This window comes from Janthinobacterium sp. 1_2014MBL_MicDiv (assembly GCF_001865675.1).
Taxonomy (GTDB): domain Bacteria; phylum Pseudomonadota; class Gammaproteobacteria; order Burkholderiales; family Burkholderiaceae_D; genus Janthinobacterium.
In genome coordinates, this window is sequence record NZ_CP011319.1 from 4,542,045 (window position 1) to 4,565,855 (window position 23,811).

The 23,811-nt window shown below is 64.3% G+C and carries 23 protein-coding genes; 10 read left to right on the forward strand and 13 right to left on the reverse strand.

All coding sequences use genetic code 11. The features are described 5' to 3' along the window. The first annotated feature begins 64 nt into the window (after positions 1 to 64). The 5 genes from prpR to YQ44_RS19570 all read left to right on the forward strand — a co-directional run bounded on the left by prpR (position 65) and on the right by YQ44_RS19570 (position 5,383). On the forward strand, positions 65 to 1,690 hold the full coding sequence (gene prpR / locus YQ44_RS19550) for a propionate catabolism operon regulatory protein PrpR (protein WP_071324799.1): 1,626 nt from the start codon (positions 65 to 67) through the stop codon (positions 1,688 to 1,690). 35 nt (positions 1,691 to 1,725) lie between these two features. Beyond that, positions 1,726 to 2,649, forward strand: coding sequence for a phytanoyl-CoA dioxygenase family protein (locus tag YQ44_RS19555; RefSeq protein ID WP_071324800.1), 924 nt, complete (start codon positions 1,726 to 1,728; stop codon positions 2,647 to 2,649). Between the two features lie 101 nt (positions 2,650 to 2,750). Next, on the forward strand, positions 2,751 to 3,620 hold the full coding sequence (locus YQ44_RS19560) for an alpha/beta fold hydrolase (protein WP_071324801.1): 870 nt from the start codon (positions 2,751 to 2,753) through the stop codon (positions 3,618 to 3,620). Between the two features lie 3 nt (positions 3,621 to 3,623). Then, positions 3,624 to 4,679: a sensor histidine kinase gene (locus YQ44_RS19565; protein ID WP_071324802.1), complete on the forward strand. Its 1,056-nt coding sequence runs from the start codon at positions 3,624 to 3,626 to the stop codon at positions 4,677 to 4,679. Continuing rightward, entirely contained in the window at positions 4,676 to 5,383 is a 708-nt protein-coding gene (locus tag YQ44_RS19570) for a LytR/AlgR family response regulator transcription factor (protein ID WP_071324803.1), read from the forward strand. The genes YQ44_RS19565 and YQ44_RS19570 overlap by 4 nt, the downstream gene beginning before the upstream one ends. Before the next feature lie 15 nt (positions 5,384 to 5,398). Here YQ44_RS19570 and YQ44_RS19575 read toward each other — a convergent pair whose 3' ends face one another. The 3 genes from YQ44_RS19575 to clpS form a co-directional block, all read right to left on the reverse strand. Beyond that, entirely contained in the window at positions 5,399 to 8,758 is a 3,360-nt protein-coding gene (locus YQ44_RS19575) for a S41 family peptidase (RefSeq protein ID WP_071324804.1), read from the reverse strand. A 221-nt stretch (positions 8,759 to 8,979) separates the two neighbouring features. Beyond that, positions 8,980 to 11,280: an ATP-dependent Clp protease ATP-binding subunit ClpA gene (gene clpA / locus YQ44_RS19580; protein ID WP_071324805.1), complete on the reverse strand. Its 2,301-nt coding sequence runs from the start codon at positions 11,278 to 11,280 to the stop codon at positions 8,980 to 8,982. Then, a complete protein-coding gene (gene clpS / locus YQ44_RS19585) occupies positions 11,277 to 11,579 on the reverse strand; it encodes an ATP-dependent Clp protease adapter ClpS (RefSeq protein ID WP_034751577.1) in 303 nt (100 codons plus the stop codon). Before clpS ends, clpA begins: the two co-directional genes overlap by 4 nt. Positions 11,580 to 11,900: 321 nt before the next feature. Between clpS and cspE the strand changes: the two genes are divergently transcribed. Next, positions 11,901 to 12,104 (forward strand): transcription antiterminator/RNA stability regulator CspE, encoded by a 204-nt coding sequence (gene cspE, locus YQ44_RS19590; protein ID WP_010395943.1) that lies wholly within the window; start codon positions 11,901 to 11,903, stop codon positions 12,102 to 12,104. A 91-nt stretch (positions 12,105 to 12,195) separates the two neighbouring features. Here the strand turns inward: cspE and icd are convergent, their stop codons facing one another. Beyond that, on the reverse strand, positions 12,196 to 13,449 hold the full coding sequence (icd, locus tag YQ44_RS19595) for an NADP-dependent isocitrate dehydrogenase (RefSeq protein ID WP_071324806.1): 1,254 nt from the start codon (positions 13,447 to 13,449) through the stop codon (positions 12,196 to 12,198). A gap of 299 nt (positions 13,450 to 13,748) precedes the next feature. Here icd and YQ44_RS19600 point away from each other — a divergent pair, with 299 nt between their 5' ends. The 3 genes from YQ44_RS19600 to YQ44_RS19610 all read left to right on the forward strand — a co-directional run bounded on the left by YQ44_RS19600 (position 13,749) and on the right by YQ44_RS19610 (position 15,306). Next, the gene (locus YQ44_RS19600; RefSeq protein ID WP_071324807.1) at positions 13,749 to 14,312 is read left to right on the forward strand and encodes a pseudouridine synthase; all 564 of its coding nucleotides are present in this window, start codon (positions 13,749 to 13,751) and stop codon (positions 14,310 to 14,312) included. A gap of 114 nt (positions 14,313 to 14,426) precedes the next feature. Then, positions 14,427 to 14,705, forward strand: coding sequence for a hypothetical protein (locus YQ44_RS19605; RefSeq protein WP_198043765.1), 279 nt, complete (start codon positions 14,427 to 14,429; stop codon positions 14,703 to 14,705). 148 nt (positions 14,706 to 14,853) lie between these two features. Continuing rightward, positions 14,854 to 15,306 (forward strand): DUF192 domain-containing protein, encoded by a 453-nt coding sequence (locus YQ44_RS19610; RefSeq protein WP_071324809.1) that lies wholly within the window; start codon positions 14,854 to 14,856, stop codon positions 15,304 to 15,306. A 181-nt stretch (positions 15,307 to 15,487) separates the two neighbouring features. Here YQ44_RS19610 and rpsT read toward each other — a convergent pair whose 3' ends face one another. After that, entirely contained in the window at positions 15,488 to 15,754 is a 267-nt protein-coding gene (gene rpsT, locus YQ44_RS28370) for a 30S ribosomal protein S20 (protein ID WP_010395935.1), read from the reverse strand. A 307-nt stretch (positions 15,755 to 16,061) separates the two neighbouring features. Here rpsT and murJ point away from each other — a divergent pair, with 307 nt between their 5' ends. Continuing rightward, a complete protein-coding gene (gene murJ / locus YQ44_RS19615; protein ID WP_071324810.1) occupies positions 16,062 to 17,609 on the forward strand; it encodes a murein biosynthesis integral membrane protein MurJ in 1,548 nt (515 codons plus the stop codon). A gap of 131 nt (positions 17,610 to 17,740) precedes the next feature. Here murJ and YQ44_RS19620 read toward each other — a convergent pair whose 3' ends face one another. The 8 genes from YQ44_RS19620 to YQ44_RS19655 all read right to left on the reverse strand — a co-directional run bounded on the left by YQ44_RS19620 (position 17,741) and on the right by YQ44_RS19655 (position 23,784). Continuing rightward, positions 17,741 to 18,238 (reverse strand): FxDxF family PEP-CTERM protein, encoded by a 498-nt coding sequence (locus tag YQ44_RS19620; protein ID WP_071324811.1) that lies wholly within the window; start codon positions 18,236 to 18,238, stop codon positions 17,741 to 17,743. 226 nt (positions 18,239 to 18,464) lie between these two features. Next, positions 18,465 to 19,154, reverse strand: a complete 690-nt coding sequence (locus YQ44_RS19625; protein WP_071324812.1) for a type II secretion system protein — start codon at positions 19,152 to 19,154, stop codon at positions 18,465 to 18,467. A gap of 5 nt (positions 19,155 to 19,159) precedes the next feature. Next, a complete protein-coding gene (locus tag YQ44_RS19630; protein ID WP_071324813.1) occupies positions 19,160 to 19,564 on the reverse strand; it encodes a type II secretion system protein in 405 nt (134 codons plus the stop codon). A gap of 3 nt (positions 19,565 to 19,567) precedes the next feature. Then, positions 19,568 to 20,068 carry a type II secretion system protein gene (locus YQ44_RS19635; protein ID WP_071324814.1) on the reverse strand — a complete coding sequence of 167 codons (501 nt, stop codon included), beginning with the start codon at positions 20,066 to 20,068 and terminating at the stop codon, positions 19,568 to 19,570. Further along, positions 20,065 to 22,137, reverse strand: coding sequence for a secretin N-terminal domain-containing protein (locus tag YQ44_RS19640; protein ID WP_071324815.1), 2,073 nt, complete (start codon positions 22,135 to 22,137; stop codon positions 20,065 to 20,067). Before YQ44_RS19640 ends, YQ44_RS19635 begins: the two co-directional genes overlap by 4 nt. Then, positions 22,137 to 22,658: a hypothetical protein gene (locus YQ44_RS19645; protein ID WP_071324816.1), complete on the reverse strand. Its 522-nt coding sequence runs from the start codon at positions 22,656 to 22,658 to the stop codon at positions 22,137 to 22,139. The genes YQ44_RS19640 and YQ44_RS19645 overlap by 1 nt, the downstream gene beginning before the upstream one ends. Next, positions 22,655 to 23,239 carry a hypothetical protein gene (locus tag YQ44_RS19650; RefSeq protein WP_071324817.1) on the reverse strand — a complete coding sequence of 195 codons (585 nt, stop codon included), beginning with the start codon at positions 23,237 to 23,239 and terminating at the stop codon, positions 22,655 to 22,657. The genes YQ44_RS19645 and YQ44_RS19650 overlap by 4 nt, the downstream gene beginning before the upstream one ends. Beyond that, a complete protein-coding gene (locus YQ44_RS19655) occupies positions 23,236 to 23,784 on the reverse strand; it encodes a hypothetical protein (protein WP_071324818.1) in 549 nt (182 codons plus the stop codon). Before YQ44_RS19655 ends, YQ44_RS19650 begins: the two co-directional genes overlap by 4 nt. Between the last annotated feature and the right edge of the window lie 27 nt (positions 23,785 to 23,811).

Genomic DNA, 23,811 nt, shown 5'->3' on the forward strand with positions numbered 1-23,811 from the left:
GCAACGCGCTTGTTGCAATGACGTTGCAGCGCAAAATAATGAAACAAATCGTTTAAAATAAAGCATGCGCCGTCCCTCCCATCCCCCGCTCGAGCACCGCGACAAGCCCGTCATCTGGACCGTCTCCGTCTCGCGCCTGTTCGACCTGTTTCGCGACATCACGCTCGAATACGACGACCTGGCGGCGATCGAACCGATCAACCTGGGCTTCGACGACGCCGTGCGCCACATCCGCGAACGCATGGCCACGGAGCGCTGCGACGCCGTCATCGCGGCCGGCTCGAACGGCGCCTACCTGAAGGGACGCCTGTCGGTGCCCGTCATCATCGCCAAGGCCAGCGGCTACGACGTGATGCAGGCGCTGGCCCGCGCGCGCCGCATCTCGCCGCAGATCGGCGTCGTCACCTACCAGGACCCGATGCCGGAACTGGCCGAATTTGCCGCCACCTTCGGCTTCCAGATTTTTCAACGCACCTATGCCACCGAAGAAGACGCGCGCGCGCAGATCAATGAACTGAAGGCGGCCGGCGTGAAAGCCGTCGTCGGCGCGGGCCTCGTCACCGACCTGGCCGAGGAAGCGGGACTGGCCGCCGTCTTCGTGTATTCGGCCACCTCGATCCGGCGCGCCTTCGACGATGCACTGGAACTGGCGCGCCTGACCCAGCTCGAATCGGGCCGTAGCAGGCGCACGGCGGTGGCCGATACCTTGCGCGCGCGCCACGGCCTGCACGACCTGCGCGGCGAATCCGAGGCGATGGAGGCGCTGCGCCAGTCGGTGGTGCTGTTCGCCCGCTCGCCGGCGACGGTACTGATCCAGGGCGAGACCGGCAGCGGCAAGGAACTGGTGGCGCAGGCGATCCACCGCGAAAGCCCGCGCAGCCTGGGCGCCAACCGCCCCTTCATCGCCATCAATTGCGGCGCCATCGCCGAATCCCTGCTGGAGTCGGAGCTGTTCGGCCACGAGGATGGCGCCTTCACGGGCGCGCGCCGGGGCGGCCATGCGGGCCTGTTCGAAGCGGCCAACCACGGCACCCTGTTCCTCGATGAAATCGGCGAAATGCCGCTGGCCCTGCAAACGCGCCTGCTGCGCGTGCTGGAGGAGCGCGAGGTGGTGCGCGTGGGCGGCACGCGGCCCATCGCCATCAACGTGCGCATCATCAGCGCCACGCACTGCGACCTGGAGCAGCGCATCCGCGAAGGCCGCTTCCGCGCCGACCTGTTCTACCGCCTGGCCGTGCTGCGCCTGCATCTGCCGGCCTTGCGCGAACGCGCCAGCGACATTCCCGGCCTGGCCGAATGGTCGCTGAAGAACGCGCTGGCGGCGCTGGGCGCCCGCCCGCATCCGAACCTGCACGCGGAAGTCCAGGCGTGCGCGCCGCTGCTGCGCCGCTACGACTGGCCCGGCAACGTGCGCGAACTGCGCAACCTGGCCGAGCGGCTGGCGCTGTTTCTCGCCGCCGAACCGCTGCAGGCGCTGACGCCCGCCTTCGTGCTGGGCGTGGCGCCCGAGCTGGCGCAAGGCTCAATCGCGGCGCCGCTTGCGCCAGTGCCAGCAACCGCCACGCCGCCGCGCCTGGCAAACGAAAGCGCCAGCGCCGTGCTGGCGCGCTTCGGCGGACGCCGCGATGCCGCCGCCAGCTACCTGGGCATCAGCCGCACGACACTATGGCGCCGGCTTCGCGCCGGCTGACACCTCCTCCTTCCCCCTGCCACCACTTGGACACCATGGACGACTGGCTTTCCCTGCACCGCTTATGGCAGCATTGCACCACGCCCCCCGGCACGCCCGGCACCAGGGCGCTGTCGAACGATAACCGTGAAATCAGGGCGCTGTATGGGCTGGGTATTTCGCTGGAAGACGCGCTGCAATTCCTTCACCAGCAGCAGCCATCGCTGGACGCCTTCCAGGGCTGGCTGGCCGCGCGCACGCGGGTGCGCCCGCCGCACGCCGCAAACGGACATACAGACCTGCTGTCCGCCAGCGACCTGCGCTTCTTCGAGGAACATGGCTACCTGGTGCTGCGCGGCGCAGTGCCGCGCGAACAATGCCTGGCCGCCCGGCAGGCCATCTGGGACTACCTTGGCGCCAGCGCCGACGATACGGCGTCGTGGTACCAGCCGCACCCCGGCAAGCGCGGACTGATGCTGCAGTTTTCCGACCATCCCGCGCTGGAGGCGAACCGCCACGGCGCGCGCATCCGCCGCGCCTACCAGCAGCTGTATGGCAGCAGCGCCATCTACCCCTCCATCGACAAGGTGAGCTTCAATCCACCCGAGACGGCCAGCCACCGTTTCCTCGGCAGCGCGCTACACTGGGATGTCAGCCTGCGCCTGCCCGTGCCCTTCAAGCTGCAGGGCATGCTCTACCTGAGCGACTGCCCGGCCGACCATGGCGCCTTTCACTGCGTGCCCGGCTTCCAGCACCGCCTCGGGCCATGGCTCGACAGCGTGCCGCCGGAACGCCAGCCCCGCGAATGGGCGGTAGAAAACCTGCGTCCCGTGCCCGTCGCGGGCGACGCGGGCGATTTCATCATCTGGCACCAGGCCCTGCCCCACTGCGCCACCGCCAACCGCGGCGCGCTGCCGCGCATGGTGCAGTACCTGACCTACCTCCCGGACCAGGGCGTGGACCAGGAAGAGTGGATTTGAGCGCCGGCGCCGCCACTCATCCTCGCCTGCCACCGCTCATCCCGCCGTGCTGGCGCGGCGCCGCGCGCGCCGCTAGCATCATGCCAAGGAGGTAACACATCATGAAACGAACGATGCAAAAACTGTTTTTACTCGGCGCCTTGCTGGCCAGCGCCGCCCAGGCGGCGACGCCCACCGCATTCACCGTCGACGTCACGGGCCAGGGCAGTCCCGTCATCCTGATTCCCGGCCTGGCCTCGTCGGGTGACGTGTGGCAAGGCACGGTGGCGCGCCTGTGCGGCCCGCAAGGCGCGCGCCAATGCCATGTGCTGACCCTGGCCGGCTTTGCCGGCGTGGCGCCCATCGGCGGCGACTTGCTGGCCCAGGCGGAGCAGCAGCTGGCCGACTACATCACCGGAAAAAAACTGGGCCGGCCGGCCATCATCGGACATAGCCTGGGCGGCTTCCTGGCCTTGAAAATGGGCATCAACCACCCGGCGCAGACGGGCAAGCTGGTGATCGTCGACTCGCTGCCGGCCCTGGGCGCGACGCAACTGCCCAGCATCACGCAAGAACAGCTGCAAGCGATGTCGTTGCAGATGCAGGCGGCCATGCGGGCCCAGGACGCGGCCACTGCCAGCGCCAGCCAGCGCCGCACCGTCGCCAGCATGGCCAGCGCGCCGGCCGACGTGGAGCGCATCATCGGCTGGGGCCAGCGCTCGGACCGCGAAACCGTGATCCAGGCCATGGGCACGCTGATGGCCAGCGACCTGCGCCAGGACGTGGCGAAAGTGACGTCGCCCACGCTGGTCCTGGGCACCTGGATCGCCTACAAGGATTACGCGCCGCGCGCCGCCATCGAAGCGACCTTCCAGCAGCAGTATGCGCAGCTGCCGGGCGTGCAGGTCGCGCTGGCCGACACGGCGCGCCATTTCATCATGTACGACCAGCCGGACTGGATGTTCGGCCGCATCGAACAGTTCCTGCGCTAAGCCATGACGCCACTCCACCGCCCTTCGCTGCTGGCCCGGATCAACTGGTACTGGACCTTCCAGCTGGCCGGCTGGAGCGCGCTGGCCCTGTTCAACAGCGTGTACGGCGGCTCCTCGGAGCTGCGCATCGTCGCCACCATCGCCTGCTGGGGCTCGCTGGGCGGCCTGCTGCTGTCGCACCTGTGGCACGGCGTCCTGCGCCGGCGCGGCTGGGCGGCGAACGGCTTGCGCTGGAAACGCGTGCTGCCGTCGCTGTTCCTGCTGGCGGCCGTCCAGACGGCCAGCGTGGTGATCGCCTTCCACGTCATGTATCCGCCCGATGTCCTGCACGGCATCGCCTGGCTGCCTGGCGCGCTGCTGTTCTGGTTCGGCGTATTCCTCGCCTGGACGGTGTTTTATTCGGCCGCGCTGTCGCTGCGCCGCGTCAACCGGCTGGAAGCGGAAACCCTGCGCCTGCAGCTGCATGGACGCGAAGCGGAGCTGCGCGCGCTGCAGGCGCAGGTCAATCCGCATTTTTTCTTCAATAGCCTCAATAGCGTGCGCGCGCTGATCTTCGAAGACCGCGACGCGGCCGCGAACATGATCGACCAGCTGGCCGGCCTGATGCGCCACGCGCTGCAATCGGGCCAGCACGCGACGGTACCGCTGGCGGCCGAACTCGACGCCGTGCGCGCCTACCTGGCAATCGAGCAGATACGTTTCGAATCGCGCCTGCGCGTCAGCTTTGACATCGCGGCGGAACTGGAAACGACAGGCGTGCCGCCCATGTCCCTGCAGACGCTGGTGGAAAACGCCGTCAAATATGGCGTGGAAACCAGCCAGGACGGCAGCGACATCCGCATCGCGGCGCGGCGCGCCAGTCCGGCAGGGGGCGTGGCGATGCTGCAGATCGAGGTGGCCAACACGGGCGCCCTGCGTCAGCCCGGCAGGTCCACCAGCGTCGGCCTGCGCAATGCGCGCCAGCGCCTGCAGCTGGCCTGCGGCGCTGACGCCGGCCTGGAATTGCGCGAACAGGCGGGCTGGGTGTACGCCACCATGTCCCTGCCGGAGCAGCCATGAACGCACCGCCACTCAAGGTGCTGCTGGTCGATGACGAGCGCCTGGCGCGCGCCGAACTGCGCCGCCTGCTGGCCGCGCATGCGCAAGTGGACATCGTTGGCGAGGCGGCCAGCGCCGCCGAAGCCATCGCGCAGATCGCCAAGCTGCAGCCCGACCTGCTGCTGCTCGACGTGCAGATGCCGGGCGGCTCGGGCTTCGACTTGCTGGCGGCCCTCGACGCGGCCCCGGACGTCATCTTTTGCACGGCCTTCGACCAGTACGCGCTGCAAGCCTTCGAAGTGAGCGCCCTCGATTACCTGCAAAAACCCGTGCAGGCGGCGCGCCTGGCGGCGGCGCTGGCCAAGGTCGACGCGCGCGTGCAGGCGGCGCAGCCGGCGCCGCGCAAGGTCTTCATCAAGGATGGCGAGCGCTGCTGGTTTGTCGCGCTCGACGACATCCGTTTGCTGGAATCGGAAGGCAATTACACGCGCGTGCACTTCGCGGGGCAGCGCCCGCTCATGCTGCGCTCCCTGAACCAGCTGGAAGAACGCCTGCCTCCCGCGCAATTCTTCCGCGCCAACCGGCGCCAGATCGTCAACCTGGCGCACGTGGCCAGCGTCGCGCCCAACGCGGCCGATGGCCTCGACCTGCACCTGCCCGACGCCAGCGTGGTCGAGGTGTCGCGCCGGCGCGCGCAGCAGTTCAAGGCCATCACCAGCCTGTAGCGGGCTGGCGCGCGCCTACTTCAGCGCCGGTATCGGCTGCGCCTGGAATGCAGGCCGCGGCTGTTCCTTGAGCTTTTTCGCCAGCATCTCGAGCGCCACGTCCAGCTGGCGGTCGCCGCCATTGAAAGTAGCGTGCGGCGGATTGTCCACCTCCACGTCCGGCACCACGCCCACGCCTTCGATCAGCCACTGGCCGTCGATGCCGAACTGGCCGTTTTCCGCCACGCGCGCCATGCCGTTGTCAAGCAGCCGCGTATTGTCGCTGAGCCAGACGCCGGCGCCGGCCGTGCGCTTGCCCACCAGCGGCGCCAGGCCCAGGGCCTTGATGCCGGCGGCGAACGTCTCGCCATCCGAATACGTGAGTTCATCGACCAGCACCACCAGGTGGCCACGGAAGGTGTTCTGCATGTTCGACGACGGCTGCACGCCGGGCGGCGCCCAGTAAGCCCAGGCCTTGCGCAGCAGTTTTTCGATGATCCAGCTGTCGATATTGCCGCCGTTATTGCGGCGCACGTCGATAATCAGGCCTTCGCGGTTGATATTCGCATAAAAATCGCGCGCGAACGAGGCGATGTCGTTGGGTCCCATGGCGCGCAGGTGCAGGTAGCCGACGCGCCCCTGCGAGGCGGCCGCCACCTGTTCGGCACGGCTCAGTTCCCAGTCGCCATAGCGCAGCGCCGTCTGTTTTGCCATGGTCACGGGCTTGACGATGACGGCACGCGGCGCGCCGTTGCCCCGCTTCACCTGCAGCAGCACCTGCTTGTCGGCCTGGTTCAGCAGCAAATCGCTGATGTCGCGCGCGCCCAGCACGTCCTTGCCATTGACGGCCGTGATGATGTCGCCTGCGCGCACGTCCACCTCGGGACGCGACAGCGGCGCCCGCTCGGACGGCAGTTCCGGCTCGCTGCGGTAGATATGCTCGACCCTGTAGCCAGCACCCGTGCGCGCCAGCACGGCGCCGAGCCCCGCCGGCGTGCCTTCCTGTTCCGTGCGGCGCAGTTCGCCGGAACGGATCTGCGAATGCAGGGCGCCCACTTCGGCCACCATCATGCCCAGCACGTCATTGAGTTCGGCGCGGTCCGTCACGCGCTCGACCAGCGGCGCATACTTGTCGCGCGCCGCCTTCCAGTCCACGCCGCGCATCTTTGCGTCGTACAGGAAATCGCGGTGCAAGCGCCAGGCATCGTTGAACATCTGCTTCCATTCCAGGCGCGGATTCGACACAAACGTCCAGTCGTCAACTTTGACCTTTGCCTTCGACAGGTCGCCTGGCAGCTTGGCGCCCGCCTCGACCACGAGCATCTCGCCCGGGCCCGTCGCCGCTACTGTACGGTAATACAGGTGCTTTTTATCCTGGGCCAGGTCGAATTCGCGCACATTGGCCACCAGCAGCTCCGGCTTGGAGCCCGTATTGCCGATCGCCAGGGTCTTCAGGCTGGACTTGCGCTCGCTGCCTTCCCGCTCGAGGAAATACAGGCGCTTGTCGTCGACGGCCAACGCGCTGTAGTTGCCAGCAGGCAGCGGCACCTCGTACAACCGTTCGGCCAGGCCTGGCATGACGATGGCCGGCAGGGCGGCCGGCGCCTTCTTCACGGCGCTCTTGCCGCCGGCCTTTTCCAGCGCTTTTTCCGCCGCCAGCTCGGCCGCCTTTTCATCGTCCGTCTCGGCTGGCTTGACACCGGGCCGGCTCAGCTCATCGTCGGGCTGGAATGGGAAACGGTTGCCTGGCTGCAGCGCCAGCGCGTACACGCCCGTGCGCTTGTCGAACACGGGCCCCATGTTGCGGTCGCCCCACGGCGAGCCATTGGCCAGCTGGAAATTGCGCGCCGACATGAAATACAGCCACTTCCCATCGGGCGAAAACACGGGCGAGCCGGAGGTATAACGGTCGCTGGTGACGAACTGCAGCTGTTTCGACGCCAGGTTGTACAGGCCGATCTGCTCGCGCTGCGCATCGCTGGCCACGCGCACGAGGGCCAGGTTGCGGCTGTCGGGCGACCATTGCACTTCATCGTGCTTGTCCACGCCCGCCTTGCCCGCATCGTCGATCAGCTGGTTGGCCCGGTTCGCCAGGTCCAGCAGCCAGAAACGGCCCTTCTTGTCCGAGTGCGCCAGCCAGCGCCCGTCCGGCGACGGGTACAGTTTCCAGCGGTGATTGTCGCCCTGCGTCGTCAGCTGCTCGCCCTGGCCCGAGCCGTCGGCGGCGAATTTCCAGATTTCATTTTCGCCGCTCGTGTCGACGATGGCGAAGACGGATTTCTCGTCGCTGGAAAAGACGGCGTCGCGCGCACGCGCGCCTTCCGGAATGGCGATGTCGACGCGGCGCAGGCTGCCCGTGCCGGCGATGCTGACGCGGCCCCGCGCAGTGAGGATGATGCGCTCATCCTTGCCGGACAGCTGGACATTGCTCAAGGTATCGAGCGGCGAGCGGATCTGGCGCGCGCGCTGCTGGTCGAAGTCGGACACCAGGCTGATGGCCAGCGGCGGCGAACCCGCCGACGTGCCTGGCGCGTTCAAGTCGAGCACGTGCAAATCCGCGCCCAGCTGGTAGACGATCCGACCGTCGCCGAGCGCCGCATTGCGCACGTCCCACTGCGTGTGCGCCGTCAGGGCGCGGCGATCGGTGCCGTCAGGCAGCATGCTCCACAGATTGTCGCTGCCGCCTTCGTCGCTGATGTAATAGACGCGGCCCTGCCACCACATGGGGCGCTTGTTGTTGCCAGCCGACACGGCGGCATCCGTGTGCATGGGCACGGCTTCGGCCTTGCCGTCCAGACCATAGCGCCACAGCGTCGCATGCGCGCCGCCACGGTAGCGGCGCACATTGTCGTTGGTCATGGCCAGGCCGAAACGCGTGAAATAGAGGGTAGTGCCGGCATCGTCGAGCACGGCGTCATTCGCGTCGGCCACGGGAAACACGCGGCGCGTCTGTTGCACGGGGTCGATGGCGGCGACGATGCGACGCGAGGCGGGGCCATCCGTATTTTGCGTGCTGACCAGCACTTCGCCCTGCGCCGTCCAGCCCAGCACCAGCACGCCGCCATTGTCGTACGAGATACGGCGCGGCAAGCCACCGGCCAGCGGCATCACATACGCTTCCTGCGCCCCCTCGTAGGCGGCGGAAAACGCCAGCCACTGGCCATCGCGCGAAATCGCCGCATTCGTTTCATAACCGGGATGCGTGGTCAGGCGCTGCGCCGCGCCACCGCGTATATTGCTTTTCCACAGGTCGCCTTCGGCCGTGAAGACGACGGTGTCGCCGCGCACGGCGGGAAAGCGGAAATAGCTGCCGGCAGGCGCGGTAGAGGCAGCGGCGGCGCTGCCCAGCAGGCCGGCGGAAAACAGGAGGAAGGCGAGAGTACGGGACATTTTCATGAAGCAGTCTTTCAACAAGCTATGAGCGGACATGGAAGCGAAACGACGCGGGAAGTGTGGCATGGCCGACATCGGATCATGATTCTTGCATAGCTGAAGCAAAAGCAATACCTATTTTTAAACAAGGTAATTTCCACCACAGTTTCCCTGGCAAGCGATAGGCGCGTAAAAAAACCCGCGCCACTTGCGTGGGCGGGTTTTTCGGAAGGGGCAGGAAGCGCTTATTCCACTTCCACCGTTTCCGGTGCGGCCGTCGGCGCCGCGTCAGGCGGTTCCGGGAACTCCAGCAAGACCTGTTCCTTGTCGTCGAGGTCGACAGTGACCCGTCCGCCGGTGACCAGGCGGCCGAACAGCAGTTCGTCGGCCAGCGCCTTGCGGATCATGTCCTGGATCAAACGCGCCATCGGACGCGCGCCCATCAGCGGATCGAAGCCTTTCTTGCCGAGGAAGGTGCGCAGTTTCTCCGTAAACACGGCTTCGACCTTTTTCTCGTGCAACTGCTCTTCCAGCTGCATCAGGAACTTGTCGACCACGCGCAGGATGATTTCCTGGTCCAGCGCGCGGAAGCTAATGGTCGCGTCGATGCGGTTGCGGAATTCCGGCGTAAACATGCGCTTGATGTCGGCCATCTCGTCGCCCGCCTGCTTCGAATTCGTGAAGCCGATCGACGTCTTTTGCAAGCTTTCCGCACCCGCATTCGTCGTCATGATGATGATCACGTTGCGGAAATCGGCTTTGCGGCCATTGTTATCCGTCAAGGTGCCATGGTCCATGACTTGCAGCAGGATATTGAAAATGTCCGGATGGGCTTTTTCAATTTCATCGAGCAGCAAGACCGCATGCGGTTTCTTGGTGATCGCTTCCGTCAGCAAGCCGCCCTGGTCGAAGCCGACATAGCCCGGCGGCGCGCCGATCAGACGGCTGACCGCATGGCGTTCCATGTATTCCGACATGTCGAAACGGATCAGCTCGATACCGAGGATGAAGGCCAGCTGCTTGGCCACCTCGGTCTTGCCGACGCCGGTCGGACCGGAGAACAGGAAGGAGCCGATCGGCTTGTCTGTCTTGCCCAGGCCGGCACGGGCCATCTTGATGGCCGAGGCCAGCGCGTCGATGGCCGGATCTTGCCCGAACACAACATTACGCAAGTCGCGGTCGATCGTCTGCAGCTTGCTGCGGTCGTCCTGGTTGACCGTTTGCGGCGGAATGCGCGCGATCTTGGCGATGATGTCCTCGATCTCGGCCTTGCCGATGGTTTTCTTTTGCTTCGACTTCGGCAGGATGCGTTGCGCCGCGCCCGCTTCATCGATGACGTCGATCGCCTTGTCGGGCAGATGGCGGTCGTTGATGAAGCGCGCCGCCAGCTCGGCCGCCGTCGACAGGGCCGAAGCCGAGTATTTCACACCATGGTGCTCTTCGAAGCGCGATTTGAGGCCGCGCAAGATTTGCACGGTTTGCTCGACGGTCGGCTCGTTGACGTCCACTTTCTGGAAGCGGCGGCTCAAGGCATGGTCTTTCTCGAACACGCCGCGGAATTCCGTGTACGTGGTCGCGCCGATGCATTTCAGCTGGCCGTTCGCCAGGGCCGGCTTCAGCAGGTTGGACGCGTCCAGCGTGCCGCCCGACGCCGAGCCCGCACCGATGATGGTGTGGATCTCGTCAATGAACAGGATGCCGTTCGGATTGTCCTTCAATTGCTTGAGCACGGCTTTCAGGCGCTGTTCGAAGTCGCCGCGGTACTTGGTACCGGCCAGCAAGGCGCCCATGTCCAGCGAATACACGACGGCATTCTGCAGGATTTCCGGCACATCGCTTTGCGTGATGCGGTAGGCCAGGCCTTCGGCGATGGCCGTCTTGCCCACGCCTGCCTCGCCGACGAGCAGCGGATTATTCTTGCGGCGGCGGCACAGGATCTGGATCACGCGGTCGACTTCGTCCTCGCGCCCGATCAGCGGGTCGATCTTGCCTTCGGCAGCGGCCTTGTTCAGGTTTTGCGTGAACTGGTCGAGCGGGCTTTCCTTCGGCTGGCCATCGACGGGCGCCTCTTCCACGCCTTCCGACGCCTTCGCGCTTTCCGTCGACTGGTCCTTGCGCACGCCGTGCGAAATGAAGTTGACCACGTCCAGGCGCGTCACGCCCTGCTGGTGCAGGTAGTAAACAGCGTGCGAATCCTTTTCGCCGAAGATGGCCACCAGCACATTGGCGCCCGTGACTTCCTTCTTGCCGTTCGACGCGGACTGGACATGCATGATGGCGCGCTGGATCACGCGCTGGAAACCAAGCGTCGGCTGGGTGTCGACTTCGCCCGTGCCAGGCACGGTCGGCGTGTTATCGCCGATAAAATTGGTGAGGGTCTTGCGCAGGTCTTCAATATTGACCGCGCAGGCACGCAATACCTCAGCAGCGGAGGGATTATCCAGCAGTGCCAGCAGTAAATGCTCAACCGTAATGAATTCGTGCCGTGCCTGCCGAGCTTCGACAAACGCCATGTGCAAACTTACTTCTAATTCCTGCGCAATCATACTTCCTCCATCACGCACTGCAGGGGATGCCCCGCCTTGCGCGCATGCGTTAAAACGAACTCCACTTTGGTACACGCTATATCTTTAGAGAACACGCCGCACACTCCTTTGCCGTAGCGATGAACACTGAGCATGATTTGCGTCGCCGTTTCACGGTCCTTGTTGAAATACTCCTGAATGATGGCCACCACAAATTCCATCGGGGTGTAGTCGTCATTGAGCAAGGCTACCTGGTAGAGCGGTGGCGGCTTCAGCACTTGCCGCTCCAGCAGGGTTTCTGTGTCGTGCTTGGTTGCCATACGCTTATTCTAATGCTTTCACAGTGGTTGTCATGCGCAATATCTGCGCCTTTCCAATTGTTTTCAATCTTACGCGTTTTCTTAATACTGCGCAGATGGCGACCTTGCCGCCAAAATCAAGAGTTGCTTTTTTGGTCGTCGTGAAGAATTTGGCAATATCGGTGGAAAAGCGCTTGACTTCATTATTTATTCCGCCAACAATGCTGTATCGACTGTTGCAGTAATGTACAGCTTGATAAGAAGTGAGACGTCGAGGAGGGGGCAAGAAGCTTCTTGCTTTTATGGCTCGTGTGATTTGTTTTAATTTTGAAAGTTCTTTTTATGGCAACAGGTACAGTTAAGTGGTTCAATGATTCCAAAGGTTTTGGCTTCATCACTCCAGATGACGGCGGCGAAGATTTGTTTGCTCACTTCTCCGCAATCAACATGAACGGTTTCAAGACCCTCAAAGAAGGTCAAAAAGTTCAATTCGAAGTCACGCAAGGCCCTAAAGGCAAGCAAGCTTCCAACATCCAAGCAGCCTAAGCATCGCCGGCCCTCAGATGTGAAAAACCCCGTTGTCAAACGGGGTTTTTTTTCGTCCGCAGGATGCGCGCCGCGCACCCTGCCCCTGCCATTACATGTGCTCGATCATCACGTCGCCGAAGCCGGAACACGACACTTGCGTCGCGCCTTCCATCAGGCGGGCGAAATCATAGGTGACGCGCTTCGAGGCGATCGACTTTTGCATCGAGGAAATGACCAGGTCGGCCGCTTCCAGCCAGCCCATGTGGCGCAGCATCATTTCCGCCGACAGGATCAGCGAACCGGGGTTGACGTAATCCTTGCCCGCGTACTTCGGCGCCGTGCCGTGCGTCGCCTCGAACATGGCGACGGAGTCGGACAGGTTGGCGCCCGGCGCGATGCCGATGCCGCCCACTTGCGCCGCCAGCGCGTCGGAGATGTAGTCGCCGTTCAGGTTCAGGGTGGCGATGACGCTGTATTCGGCCGGGCGCAGCAGGATCTGTTGCAGGAATGCGTCAGCGATGGAATCCTTGACGATGATGTCGCGGCCCGTCTTCGGGTTCTTGAACTTGCACCATGGACCGCCATCGATCAGCTCGGCACCGAATTCCTTTTGCGCCAGCGCATACGCCCAGTCGCGGAAGCCGCCTTCCGTGTACTTCATGATGTTGCCTTTATGCACAATCGTCACGGAAGGCTTGTCGTTGTCGATCGCATACTGCAGGGCCTTGCGCACGAGGCGCTCCGTGCCCTCGATCGAGACGGGCTTGATGCCGATGCCGGAGGTGGCCGGGAAGCGGATCTTGGTCACGCCCATTTCCTTGACGAGGAAATCGATCAGCTTTTTCGCGCCCTCGGAACCCTGCTGGTATTCGATGCCGGCATAGATGTCTTCCGAGTTTTCGCGGAAAATCACCATATCCGTCTTTTCCGGCTCTTTCACGGGCGACGGCACGCCCGTGAAGTAGCGCACGGGGCGCAGGCAGACGTACAGGTCCAGCTGCTGGCGCAGGGCCACGTTCAGCGAACGGATGCCGCCGCCGACGGGCGTCGTCAGCGGGCCCTTGATCGAAACGACGTAATCCTTCAGCACTTCCAGCGTTTCCTCGGGCAACCACACATCGGGACCGTACACATTCGTCGATTTTTCGCCCGCATAGATTTCCATCCAGCTGATCTTGCGCGCGCCGCCATAGGCCTTGGCCACGGCCGCGTCGATCACCTTGATCATGACCGGGCTGATATCGATGCCCGTGCCATCGCCTTCGATGAAGGGAACGATGGGATTATCTGGTACATTCAGCGAAAAATCGGCGTTGACGGTGATTTTTTTGCCGTCAGCAGGTACAGTGATATGTTGATACATCGTGATCTCCGAAGTGGGACGCACCGTGGGCAGCCCTGGCGGCCCGGCGACGCGCTCTGCGGTTGCAGAGTTTACAAAAACAAGTCCGAACATGGCAGCAACAACGCACTTTAGCAGGGAAAGAACACCCAGGCCATCACGGCCGCCATACCAAAGCGCCCCATCACAACGCCAGCTTAAGTCTTCTATAAGACATAAGACAAGTGTTTCACATTATGCACCAGTATCGTGCAGGGCGCCATGCTTTTGCGGCGCCAGCCATCCATCACCATCGTTTGCATCACTTATAGCCCATCCGTATGCCACTCATCCTCTTCAACAAACCATTCCAGGTCCTGTGCCAGTTTTCGCCGCAGGAAGGCCGCGCCACCCTGGCCGACCATCTGACCATTCCCGGCATCTACCCGGCCGGCCGCCTCGACGCCGACAGCGAAGGCTTGCTGCTGCTGACCGATGACGGCCGCCTGCAGCACGACATCAGCCATCCCGACCGCAAGGAAGCCAAGACCTACCTGGTGCAGGTGGACGGCGTGCCCGATGCGGCCAGCCTGGCGCGCCTGCAGGCGCCGCTGGACCTGGGCGACTTCATCACCAAACCGTGCAAGGCCGTGCGCATTGCCGAGCCGGACTGGCTGTGGCCGCGCGATCCGCCCATCCGCGCGCGCGCCGACAAGCCGACGTCGTGGCTGGCGATCACCGTGAAAGAAGGAAAAAACCGGCAGGTGCGGCGCATGACGGCCGCCGTCGGCCTGCCCACCCTGCGCCTGGTGCGCAGCGCCATCGGCCCCTTTTCCCTGGCCAGCCACCCGCTGATGCCCGGCGAATGGTGCGAAGTGCCGGCCGAAAATATTGGAAAAACGTGAACGGGACAAGAAAATCCGCCTTTCCCAGCCAGTTTTTCCAATAAGCACTATTTATTTTTAGATAATGGAATAGAATCATCCTCACCTTCACATGACTGAAAAGGAAAGATGATGATGAAAACAATGTTGGGCCTGCTGGCTTCCCTGCTGGCCAGCGCCGCGCTGGCGCAGTCGGGAGCGCAATTGCATGCATCGGCGTCCACCGATGCCAGCCATCCGCCGAAGCCGCCCGCATCCGCATCGACCGACGCCTCCGCCTCGACGGATGCGACGCGCCCCGCCGCGTCGGCCAGGACCAGGGCTTCGGCCGGCACCGACGCGCCGCAACGCCTGATACCGAAGGCGCGCCGGACAAAGCAGCCGGCGAGCGCCGAAGGCACGCCGACCAAATAAGCCTGGCCCGCAGCCAGCCAGGGAAAAGCGGGTTGCGGCAACGCGCATGTTGCTGCAACCCCACGCTTTCGCCATCGTCCGGCGCAATGCTTGACCATGCGTGCGCCAGCATGGCTTAATCGCCGCTTCGATTGCCAGCGCCCACCCCATGAAAAATTCCCGCCGTAGCTACAGCCTTTTCCTTGTCCTGATGGCCGGCGCCGCCGGCGCCCTGGCGCAAACGCCGCAATGGAAGAGCGTGCAATTGTCGGCGGGCATGCATTTGATCCAGGCGGAAGTGGCTGCCACGGAAGCGCAGCGCGAGGAAGGCTTGATGTACCGCGACAAGATGCCGGCCAATGCGGGAATGCTGTTTGTCTTCGGCGCGCCGGCCACGCAATGCATGTGGATGAAGAACACGCCGCTGCCGCTGTCGGTAGCCTTCATCGATGCGGCCGGCAAGATCGTCAACATCGAAGACATGCAGCCGCACACGCTGGACAGCCATTGCTCAAGCAAAACCGTACCCGTACGCTATGCGCTGGAAATGCACCTGGGCTGGTTCAAGCAGAGAAATATCAAGCCGGGCATGAACATCGGCAACCTGCCGCCGGCGCGCTAAGCCCGCTCGCCGCGCCCGCGCCCTGCGTGCACGCTCACCCCAGACAGGGCAGATACCGCAGCAAACCGTCCGACCACGCGAAAAAACCCGCCAGAATGAATCTGCGGGTTTTTGCTTTTCAACCAGTGCCAGCGTACCGGCACAGGCAAGGCCACCTTGGCGGCTTGCCTGCTGGCGAATATTAAGCGGACAGTGCTTTCAAAGCAGCTGCCAGACGGCTCTTATGGCGAGCTGCCTTGTTTTTGTGGATGATCTTCTTGTCAGCGATACGGTCGATGGTCGACACGGATGCTTGGAAGATTGCAGCAGCAGCTGCCTTGTCGCCGCCCTGGATCGCTTTGCGAGCAGCTTTGATAGCCGTGCGCAAGGTCGAACGTTGGGACGAATTGTGTGCGTTTTGCTTAACTGCTTGACGAGCGCGTTTGCGCGCTTGTGCGGTATTTGCCATGGAATTTCCTAAAACAGGGTCAAAGTGCGTTTGCAAACATTAGTGTTTGCCAACCGGTGCGTTCTGTGCGTCTGCCGAACCATGTGTGCCAAACCAGTGCCTGTCAAACATTAGTGTCTGCGTAACAGAATTCTGTACAGCCTTCGATTATAGCGATATTTTCAAGCGGGGGCAAATCAAAAAACCGTGTGTGATGCCAAAATCACCTGAAAATGGGGCTGGCAAGGGCATATCCGCAGCGAATCGGCAGCAATTGTTACCATATTTTAAGCGTTTGCCGCTACCGCGCCCGCTATAATCTGCCCCCATGAACTTGCTTAAAACCCTCGCCGCCATTTCCAGCATGACCATGCTGTCCCGTGTAACCGGTTTATTGCGCGAAAGCCTGTTCGCGCGCGCCTTCGGCGCCGGCGCCTACACGGACGCCTTCATCGTTGCCTTCCGCATCCCCAACCTGTTGCGCCGCCTGTTTGCCGAGGGCGCCTTCTCGCAGGCCTTCGTGCCCATCTTGTCCGAATACAAGAACCAGCATGGCCAGGAAGCGAGCAAGCAGCTGGCCGACCATGTGGCCACCACCCTCGTCTGGGCCACCCTGCTCGTGTCCGCCATCGGCATCGTCGGCGCGCCGTGGTTCGTGTATGCGATCGCCACCGGCCTGACCAAGGATGCGGGCGCCTTCGACGCGGCCGTATGGATGACGCGCCTGATGTTCCCTTATATTACCTGCATGTCGTTCGTGGCCCTGGCGGGCGGCATTCTGAATACCTGGCGCGAATTCAAGATCCCCGCGTTCACCCCGGTACTGCTGAACCTGTCGTTCATCGCCGCCTCGCTATTCCTCGCCCCGCACCTGAAACAGCCGATCTACGCCATGGCCATTGCCGTGTTTGCCGGCGGCCTGCTGCAGGTGGCCATCCAGATTCCCGCCCTGATCAAGATCGGCATGCTGCCGCGCCTGTCGATCAATCCCGCCATCGGCCTGTCCGACGGCGGCGTGCGCCGCGTACTGAAGAAGATGGGACCGGCCGTGTTCGCCGTCTCGGCAGCGCAGATCAGCCTGATGATCAACACCAGCATCGCGTCGCGCCTGGCCGAGGGCAGCATTTCCTGGCTGTCGTATGCGGACCGCCTGATGGAGTTTCCGACCGCCATGCTGGGCGTGGCCCTGGGCACCATCTTGCTGCCCAGCCTGTCGAAGGCGAACGTGGACGGCGACAAGGTGGAATACTCGGCCCTGCTGGACTGGGGCTTGCGCCTGACCTTTTTGCTGGCCCTGCCCGCCGCCGTCGGCATGGCGACCCTGGCCACGCCGCTGATCGCCACGCTATTCCATTACGGCAAGTTTACGGCCGAATCCGTGACCATGTCGACGCAGCCGCTGGTGGCCTACAGCCTGGGCCTGGTCGGCATCATCCTCGTGAAGACGCTGGCGCCCGCGTTTTATGCGCGCCAGGACATCCGCACGCCCGTGAAGATCGCCATCGGCGTGCTGATCGCCACGCAGCTGATGAATTTGCTGTTCGTGCCCTATATCGCCGTGGCCGGCCTGGCCCTGTCGATCGGCCTCGGCGCCTGCCTGAACGCCAGCTTCCTGTACTGGGGCTTGCGCAAGCGCGGCATTTACCAGCCCAAGCCGGGCTGGGCCAAGTTCTTCCTGCGCCTGCTGCCGGCCCTGCTCGTCATGGGCGGCGTGGCGGCCTTCGGCGCCATGCGCATCGACTGGATCGCCATGCAAGCCCATCCGCTGCTGCGGGCCGGCACCCTGGCCCTGGTGGTGGCCGTCTGCGGCGTGGCCTACTTTGCCACCTTGTTACTCGTCGGTTTCCGCTTCCGCGACTTCAAGCGCAGCGCCTGACCACATGCGCGGGGCATCGCAGCCTGCGCCCTGCCATAGCGGCGTACTGCCTGCGGCCTGGCGCCCGGCCCGGCATACTGCGCAGACGAAAAAAAACCCGCCGAAGCGGGTTTTTTCATTGCGGCGAAAGCTTAAGCAGCTTTCTTTGCGCGGCGGCGGGCGACGGCGCCCACCAGTGCCAGGCCACCCAGCAGCATGCCGTAGGTTTCTGGCTCAGGTACTGGCAGGGCCGATACGGAACCCAGGTACTGGGCTTTTGCCAGGCCCGTCAGGCCGGTGACGTGCACCGTGTATTCGCCTGCAGCCAGCTGGCCGCCCCAGCTCAGGCTTTGGATGCCGGCTGCCGTGCTGTTGGTCAGGTTGCCGTAACCGAGCAGCGTGGCCGAGAAATCCTTGATCGCGCCTTCAACCACGGAGAACGTTTGCAGTGCGCCAAACGAGGTCGACGATGGGGTGACCAGCTTGAAGGTCCAGAAATCGTCAACTGCGGTGTTCGCGGCAAACTTGGTGGTGATGGCCGACAGGGTGTCCGAACCCGATGGATCCAGGATACCCAGGTCGTACGTTGCTGCCGATGCGCTGAACGATGCTGCTGCCAGAATGCCTGCAGCGATAAATTTCAATTTCATAGTTTATCCCTTAAAAAGTAATTTATGGCTGCGATGCGCAGGCCACCAATAGTTTTAGTACCGAAAGTACTGATGAGAATGGTAGCATAAATGCACTAAAATACTTATAAATATTTTATCGAAGTTTCATACGAGATAACTATTTTCAAGGTGAAATATTTGCCAGTATCGACCACTTTCCGCAGGAAAATAGTTGCTGGCACATCTATGCCATTTCAGCGCACTTTTATCGCGAGACTGCCATTTCGTCCGCATCGGCAGGCGCATCGGGTAGCTCGGCAGGCTGCGGCGGCTCCGGCGCCGGCTCTTCTTGCGGCGGGGAAATAGGCCTGGAAAACAACGGTGGCGCCGGCGTGACCGGCTGCACGTCCGCTGCGCCGCCAGGCGCAATGGTTCCTGGTGGCATGTTCATGGGCTGCGCCGGCGGCAGGGGCGCTTGCCCGCTGACCATGAAATGCCATTCCGACAGATGCGCCTTGCCTTCGAAGCCGGCGAAACGCGCCTCGAAGTTCCCCACTTTCAACGGCGCGGCCTGCGACAGGCTATGCACGCCGATGATGCCATTGCTGCCAGGCTGGTACAGCAAGCCCCATGTGGCGCGCCCCGTGATGGGATCGACAAACAGCTTGCGCAAGTGGCGGCGCATGTGCGGCACGCGGGGGTCGCGCAGCAAGGCGGCCAGGCTGGGCGGCTGTTGCGGCTGGCCGGCAGGCGTGGCGGCCGCGTAGCTGAGCAAGGCATCGGAAAACTGCGCGCCGATATCGAGCAGCTCCTGCTCCGCCGCCTGGCGCTGCAACAGCGAACCCATCTTCAACCCTGCCGCCCCCACCAGGCCCAGTATCGCCACCACGATGATCAGGCTCAGATAGGTGAAGCCATGCTGGCGGCGCAGCGGGCGGGACGGCAAGGGGCGCATCGCCGCTACCAATCGGCGAAGGGCGTGCCGCTGCGGTCCTTGCCCGGCGCGCCGCTCTTCACGTCATACACCTGGCCCGGCGTATCGTCGGGCGGCGGCACGATGATCCAGCTGGCGTCGCTTTCGGTGATGGGGTCGATCGGCATGGCGCGCAGGTATTTCTTGTCCACCAGTTGCTCCAGGGTATCCGGGTAGCGCCCCGTATCGCCATGGAACTGGTCGATGGTGGTGCGCAGGTTGCGCAAGTTATCCGCCAGCACGGTTTCCTTCGCCTTGTCGAGGCTGGGGAAATAGCGCGGCACGGCCAGGGTCAGCAGCAGCGCCACGATGCCGAGCACCACCAGCAATTCGATCAGGGTAAAGCCGCGCGCACGCCGGGCATCGCATGGGGAAGGAGTATCAGCAGGCATGGTTCACCATAAACGGTAAGGCACGTTGTTCAGGCCCGTCTTGCTGGAAGTGGAGTAGACATCGTACACGTCGTCGCCCTCGCGCGGTTCGCTCGCCTCGCTGGCGTAGCTGCGCCGCCCCCACGTCTGCGCATCGCTCAGGCTGGCATCCATATTGAACGGGTCGCGCGGCACGCGGCGCAAAAAGAACATCTTGCTGCGCTTCGGGTTGCGCTGGTCCGGCACGCCCTCGACCAGCACGTCCAGGCTTTTCGGGTAGCCGCTGGCGTCGGGGGCGCGCACGATGCGGCCCTCGTCGCCGGCGCGCTTGTAGGCATCGAGCCCCTGGCGGATCTCGCGCAGCGCGCGCCGCAAGTCCTGCTCCTGGCGCCGCTGCACCGTCACCTGCGTGACGGGCACCACCAGGGTGGCCAGCACGCCCAGGATGGCCAGGGTCACCAGCAGCTCGATCAGGGAAAAGCCGCCCTGGCCGCCGGCGCACGACTGCGCGCGCGCCAGCCTCATTTGGCGGGCGGCTGCGCCACCGGCACGGGCTGGCCGGACGACAGCGGCAACGGCGCCATCTGCAGCGGCACGGGCTGGCCCGACGATATCGGCAGGGGCGACGCGGCCGGCTCGGGCGACGGCGCCACTTCCGGCGCCGGCACGGTTTGCGGCTGCGGCTGCGGTGCCGGCAACGATGACGGCAGCTGGCCGGGCACCATCATCGGCTGCGGCGGCGCCGGCTGCATGCCGACGGCGGACGGGCCGGAACGCACGATGACCGTGCCCGGCATCTGCGTCGGCGCCTTGGCCGCCATGTCGGGCCGGCGGCGGAAGCTGCCTTCGGTACCGGCTGAAAATTCCGATTCCTTCGCTTCCGGACGCTGTACCGTGCGCACCAGGTGCGGCGTGATCGACAGCACGATTTCCGTCTTCTGGCTGTCGTCCTTGCTGCTGCCGAACAGGCGCCCCAGCACCGGTATGTCGCCCAGGCCCGGCACCTTGTTGCCGGCGCTGCGCTCTTCATTGTTGATCAGGCCCGCCAGCACCTGGTTCTCGCCATCCTTCAGCTGCAGCATGGTCGATGCCTGGCGCGTGCCGATCTGGTACAGGGTCGAACCGCTCTTGGTGATGGTGGCCGCGCCCAGGTTGCTCACTTCGAGCGAGATGCGGATGCCCACCTCGTTATTCAGGTAGATGGTCGGTTCGGCGTTGACCGTCAGGCCCACGTCCAGGTAGCTGATCGACTCGGAGGCAAAACCGCCCGTGCCCGGCGAGATGGTGGTGGTAATCACGGGCACCTTGTCGCCGATGACGAATTTCGCCTTTTCGCGGTTGCGCACGCGGATGCGCGGATTGGCCAGCATGTTCGCGTCGCCGTCCGTCTTCTTGGCGTTCGCCGTCACGGACAGGTCGCTCACGCCGATGGTGCGCCGGTTCAGGTTATTCAGGTCGTTGATGGTCAGGCCAGCGCCTCCCGACGTGCTCAATGGCGTCAGGGTCAGGCTCGTCGGCCAGGCCACGCCCAGCTCCAGCAGGCGGCTGCGCTTGACTTCGAGGATTTCCAGTTCCAGCACCACTTCCGCTTCCGGCACGTCCTGCACCGCGATCAGGCGCTCGGCCAGGCGGATCGCCTCGGGCGTGTCGCGCACGATGACCAGGTTGAGCTTTTCATCGGCCACCACGTCGCGCGTCTTGAGGATGGTCTTGAGCGTGTTGGCAATCTGCTTGGCGTCCGCATTGGCGAGAAAGAAGGTCTTTACCAGTACTTCCTGGTATTCCTTCAGCTTGGCCGCCACGTTCGGATAGATCAGGATGGTGTTCGCATCCATCACCTGCTGCTCCAGCTGGTTCGTCACCAGCAGGAAGTAGACGGCCGATTCCACCGTGCTGTTTTTCAGGAAGATGGACGTCTTCGCGTCCGCCTTGACGTCCTTATCGAAGACGAAATTGAGGCCGGAGCGGCGCGCGATCAGCTCGAACACCTGCTTTAACGGCGCATCGCGAAATTCGATCGTGATCGGCTGCTTGTACGATTTGGCCAGGCCCGACTCCACCACGGGCGGCGCCGTCTTCTCGTCGACGTCGCGCAGCAGTTCGCGTGCCCCGGCATGGTTCGGCTGCTCGGTGAGGATGGCGCTCAGGCGCTGGCGCGCCGGGTCGTAGCGCTTGGCCTCGATGTCTTTTTGCGCTTCTGTCAGCAGCTTGCCCTGGCGCTGCTCGCGCTCCAGCGCGCGCAAGCCGCTGTTGGCGCGCTCGTTCTGCGCGTCGATTTCCAGCACGCCGAGAAAAGCCGCGCGCGCCAGATCGCCCTGGCCCGCTTGCGCATGGCGCTCGGCCTGCTGCAGGCGGCTGCTCGTGGCCTGTTCGCGCGCCTGCAGGTAGGCGCTGCGGTACTGCGCGTTGCCGGGGTCCTGCTGCAACGCTTCCTGCAGCTTTTGCAGGCCGGCCGGCACCTGGTTTTGCGCGATCAGCTCGCGCCCGTCGCGGTACGCCATGTGGCCGGCGCAACCGGCCAGCAACAGCAACAGCAGCGGCGACGCCAGGCAGGCGCGCCGAAGGAACGGCGCCGTGGAAAAGGAACGAGGCATCACTCGGAAACTCCAATGTTGAGCTGCTGAACCTGGTTCAACGGCAGGTAATTGAGCGTCATGACGGGCGGCGCGATGGTCACGACCTTGTAGGCGCCCTCGATGACGGTGTTCGCGCGCACGATATAGGTTTTATCGGCGCGCGACAGGAAGACTTCCCAGGCGCCTTCGGCGGCGGCCTTGCCCAGGTAGATGAACGGCAGCGGCGGCGCCATCGGCGGCGGTGGCGGCGGCGGCGCGACGACCGCCATTTTCGGCGGCGGCGGTGTCCAGTTCTGGCTGTGGAAGACGCCATCGGCGCCGCCAAACGTGTCGCCATCCTCACCCGCCACCTCGCTGCGCGGCAGCAGGGCCAGGATGGCCGGCTGCGCGGCCTCCGGCCTGGCCGCAGGCTTGCGCGCGGGCGCGACGGCGCGCTCCACGGCTTCGGCCACGTCGGACACGGGCTGGCGTTCGCCGAACAGCAGCAAGGCGCCCGCCCCCAGCAGCGCCGCCAGCATCAGATAGTGGCGCGGCGTCATGGCGCCCCCCCGGCATCCGTCGGCGCATCGGTCAACGCATCGGACAAATAAAAAGTCAGGCGCAAGCGTGCCTCGAGGTTGGTGTCGGCGATCTGCTCGCGGCGAAAGCTCAGCTCATCGAGCGAAGCGAAAGGCATGGCGCGCAGTGCCTGCAGCGCGAACTGCCACACGGCCGCATAACTGCCCTTCAGCGGCAACGTCACCTGGTAGGTGGCGATGCGGCTGGCCTTGTCGTAGCCGCTTTTATACTCGCCCTGCGCCAGCACCAGGCCATTCTTCGCCGCCAAGTCGAACAGCAGCTTGACCTGCTGCTCCGCATGGCGCTGCGGTCCCAGTACGGCATAGAAGCGGGCCAGGTTCTCGCTGGCGGTCGCCGGCGGCGCGACGGCCGCCACGGCCAGCTCGGGTTGCGGCAGGGGCCGCGCTTCCAGCTGCGTCGCCATGGCGCGCTGCTGCCAGGCCCAGGCCCAGGCCGCGATGCCCAGCAGGCACAAGGCCACGGCGATGCAGGCAGGCGCGCCCGCGCGGCGCAACAGCAGTTGCGCGCGCAGCCGCAGCATATTCAGGTCGATGCCCGTCATGGCTGGCCCCAGTGTGCTTCGACCTGGAAGCGCAAGGGCTTGTTCGGATCGAGTTCGTTGATTTCATGGCGCAGCAGCTGCACGCGCGAACCGAACAGCTCCTGCTGCTTGAGCTGAGCAAGGTAGTCGACCATGGCGTCGCTGCCCTTCGTCTCGGCCGTGATCTTCAGCACCCGCTTGCGCGCATCGGGCTCCAGCGCCAGCAGCGCGATGGCCGGTGGCGTGGCCGTGGCCAGCGCATCCTGCACGTCGCGCCAGGGCAGGTTCAGCTGCAGGATGGCGGCATTCACGGCCGCCGCCTGCGCCGGCGCGATCGGCGTGGGCGCCACCGGCGCCGGGCCCTGCATGACGGCCGCGACACGCTGCTGCGCGCGCTGCAATTGCGCTTCGCGCAGCTGCTGGCGTTGCAGCGCGGCCCAGCCGCCGTACGCCGCCGTGGAGATCAGCGCCACGCCCAGCGCGCCCGCCACCCACGCCCACGCCGGCACGCGGTGCATGCTGCGGCGCCAGCTGGGCGGGGCGAAATCGATATCCATATGCGTCATGCACGCCCTCCGTCGCATCGAGGTTGG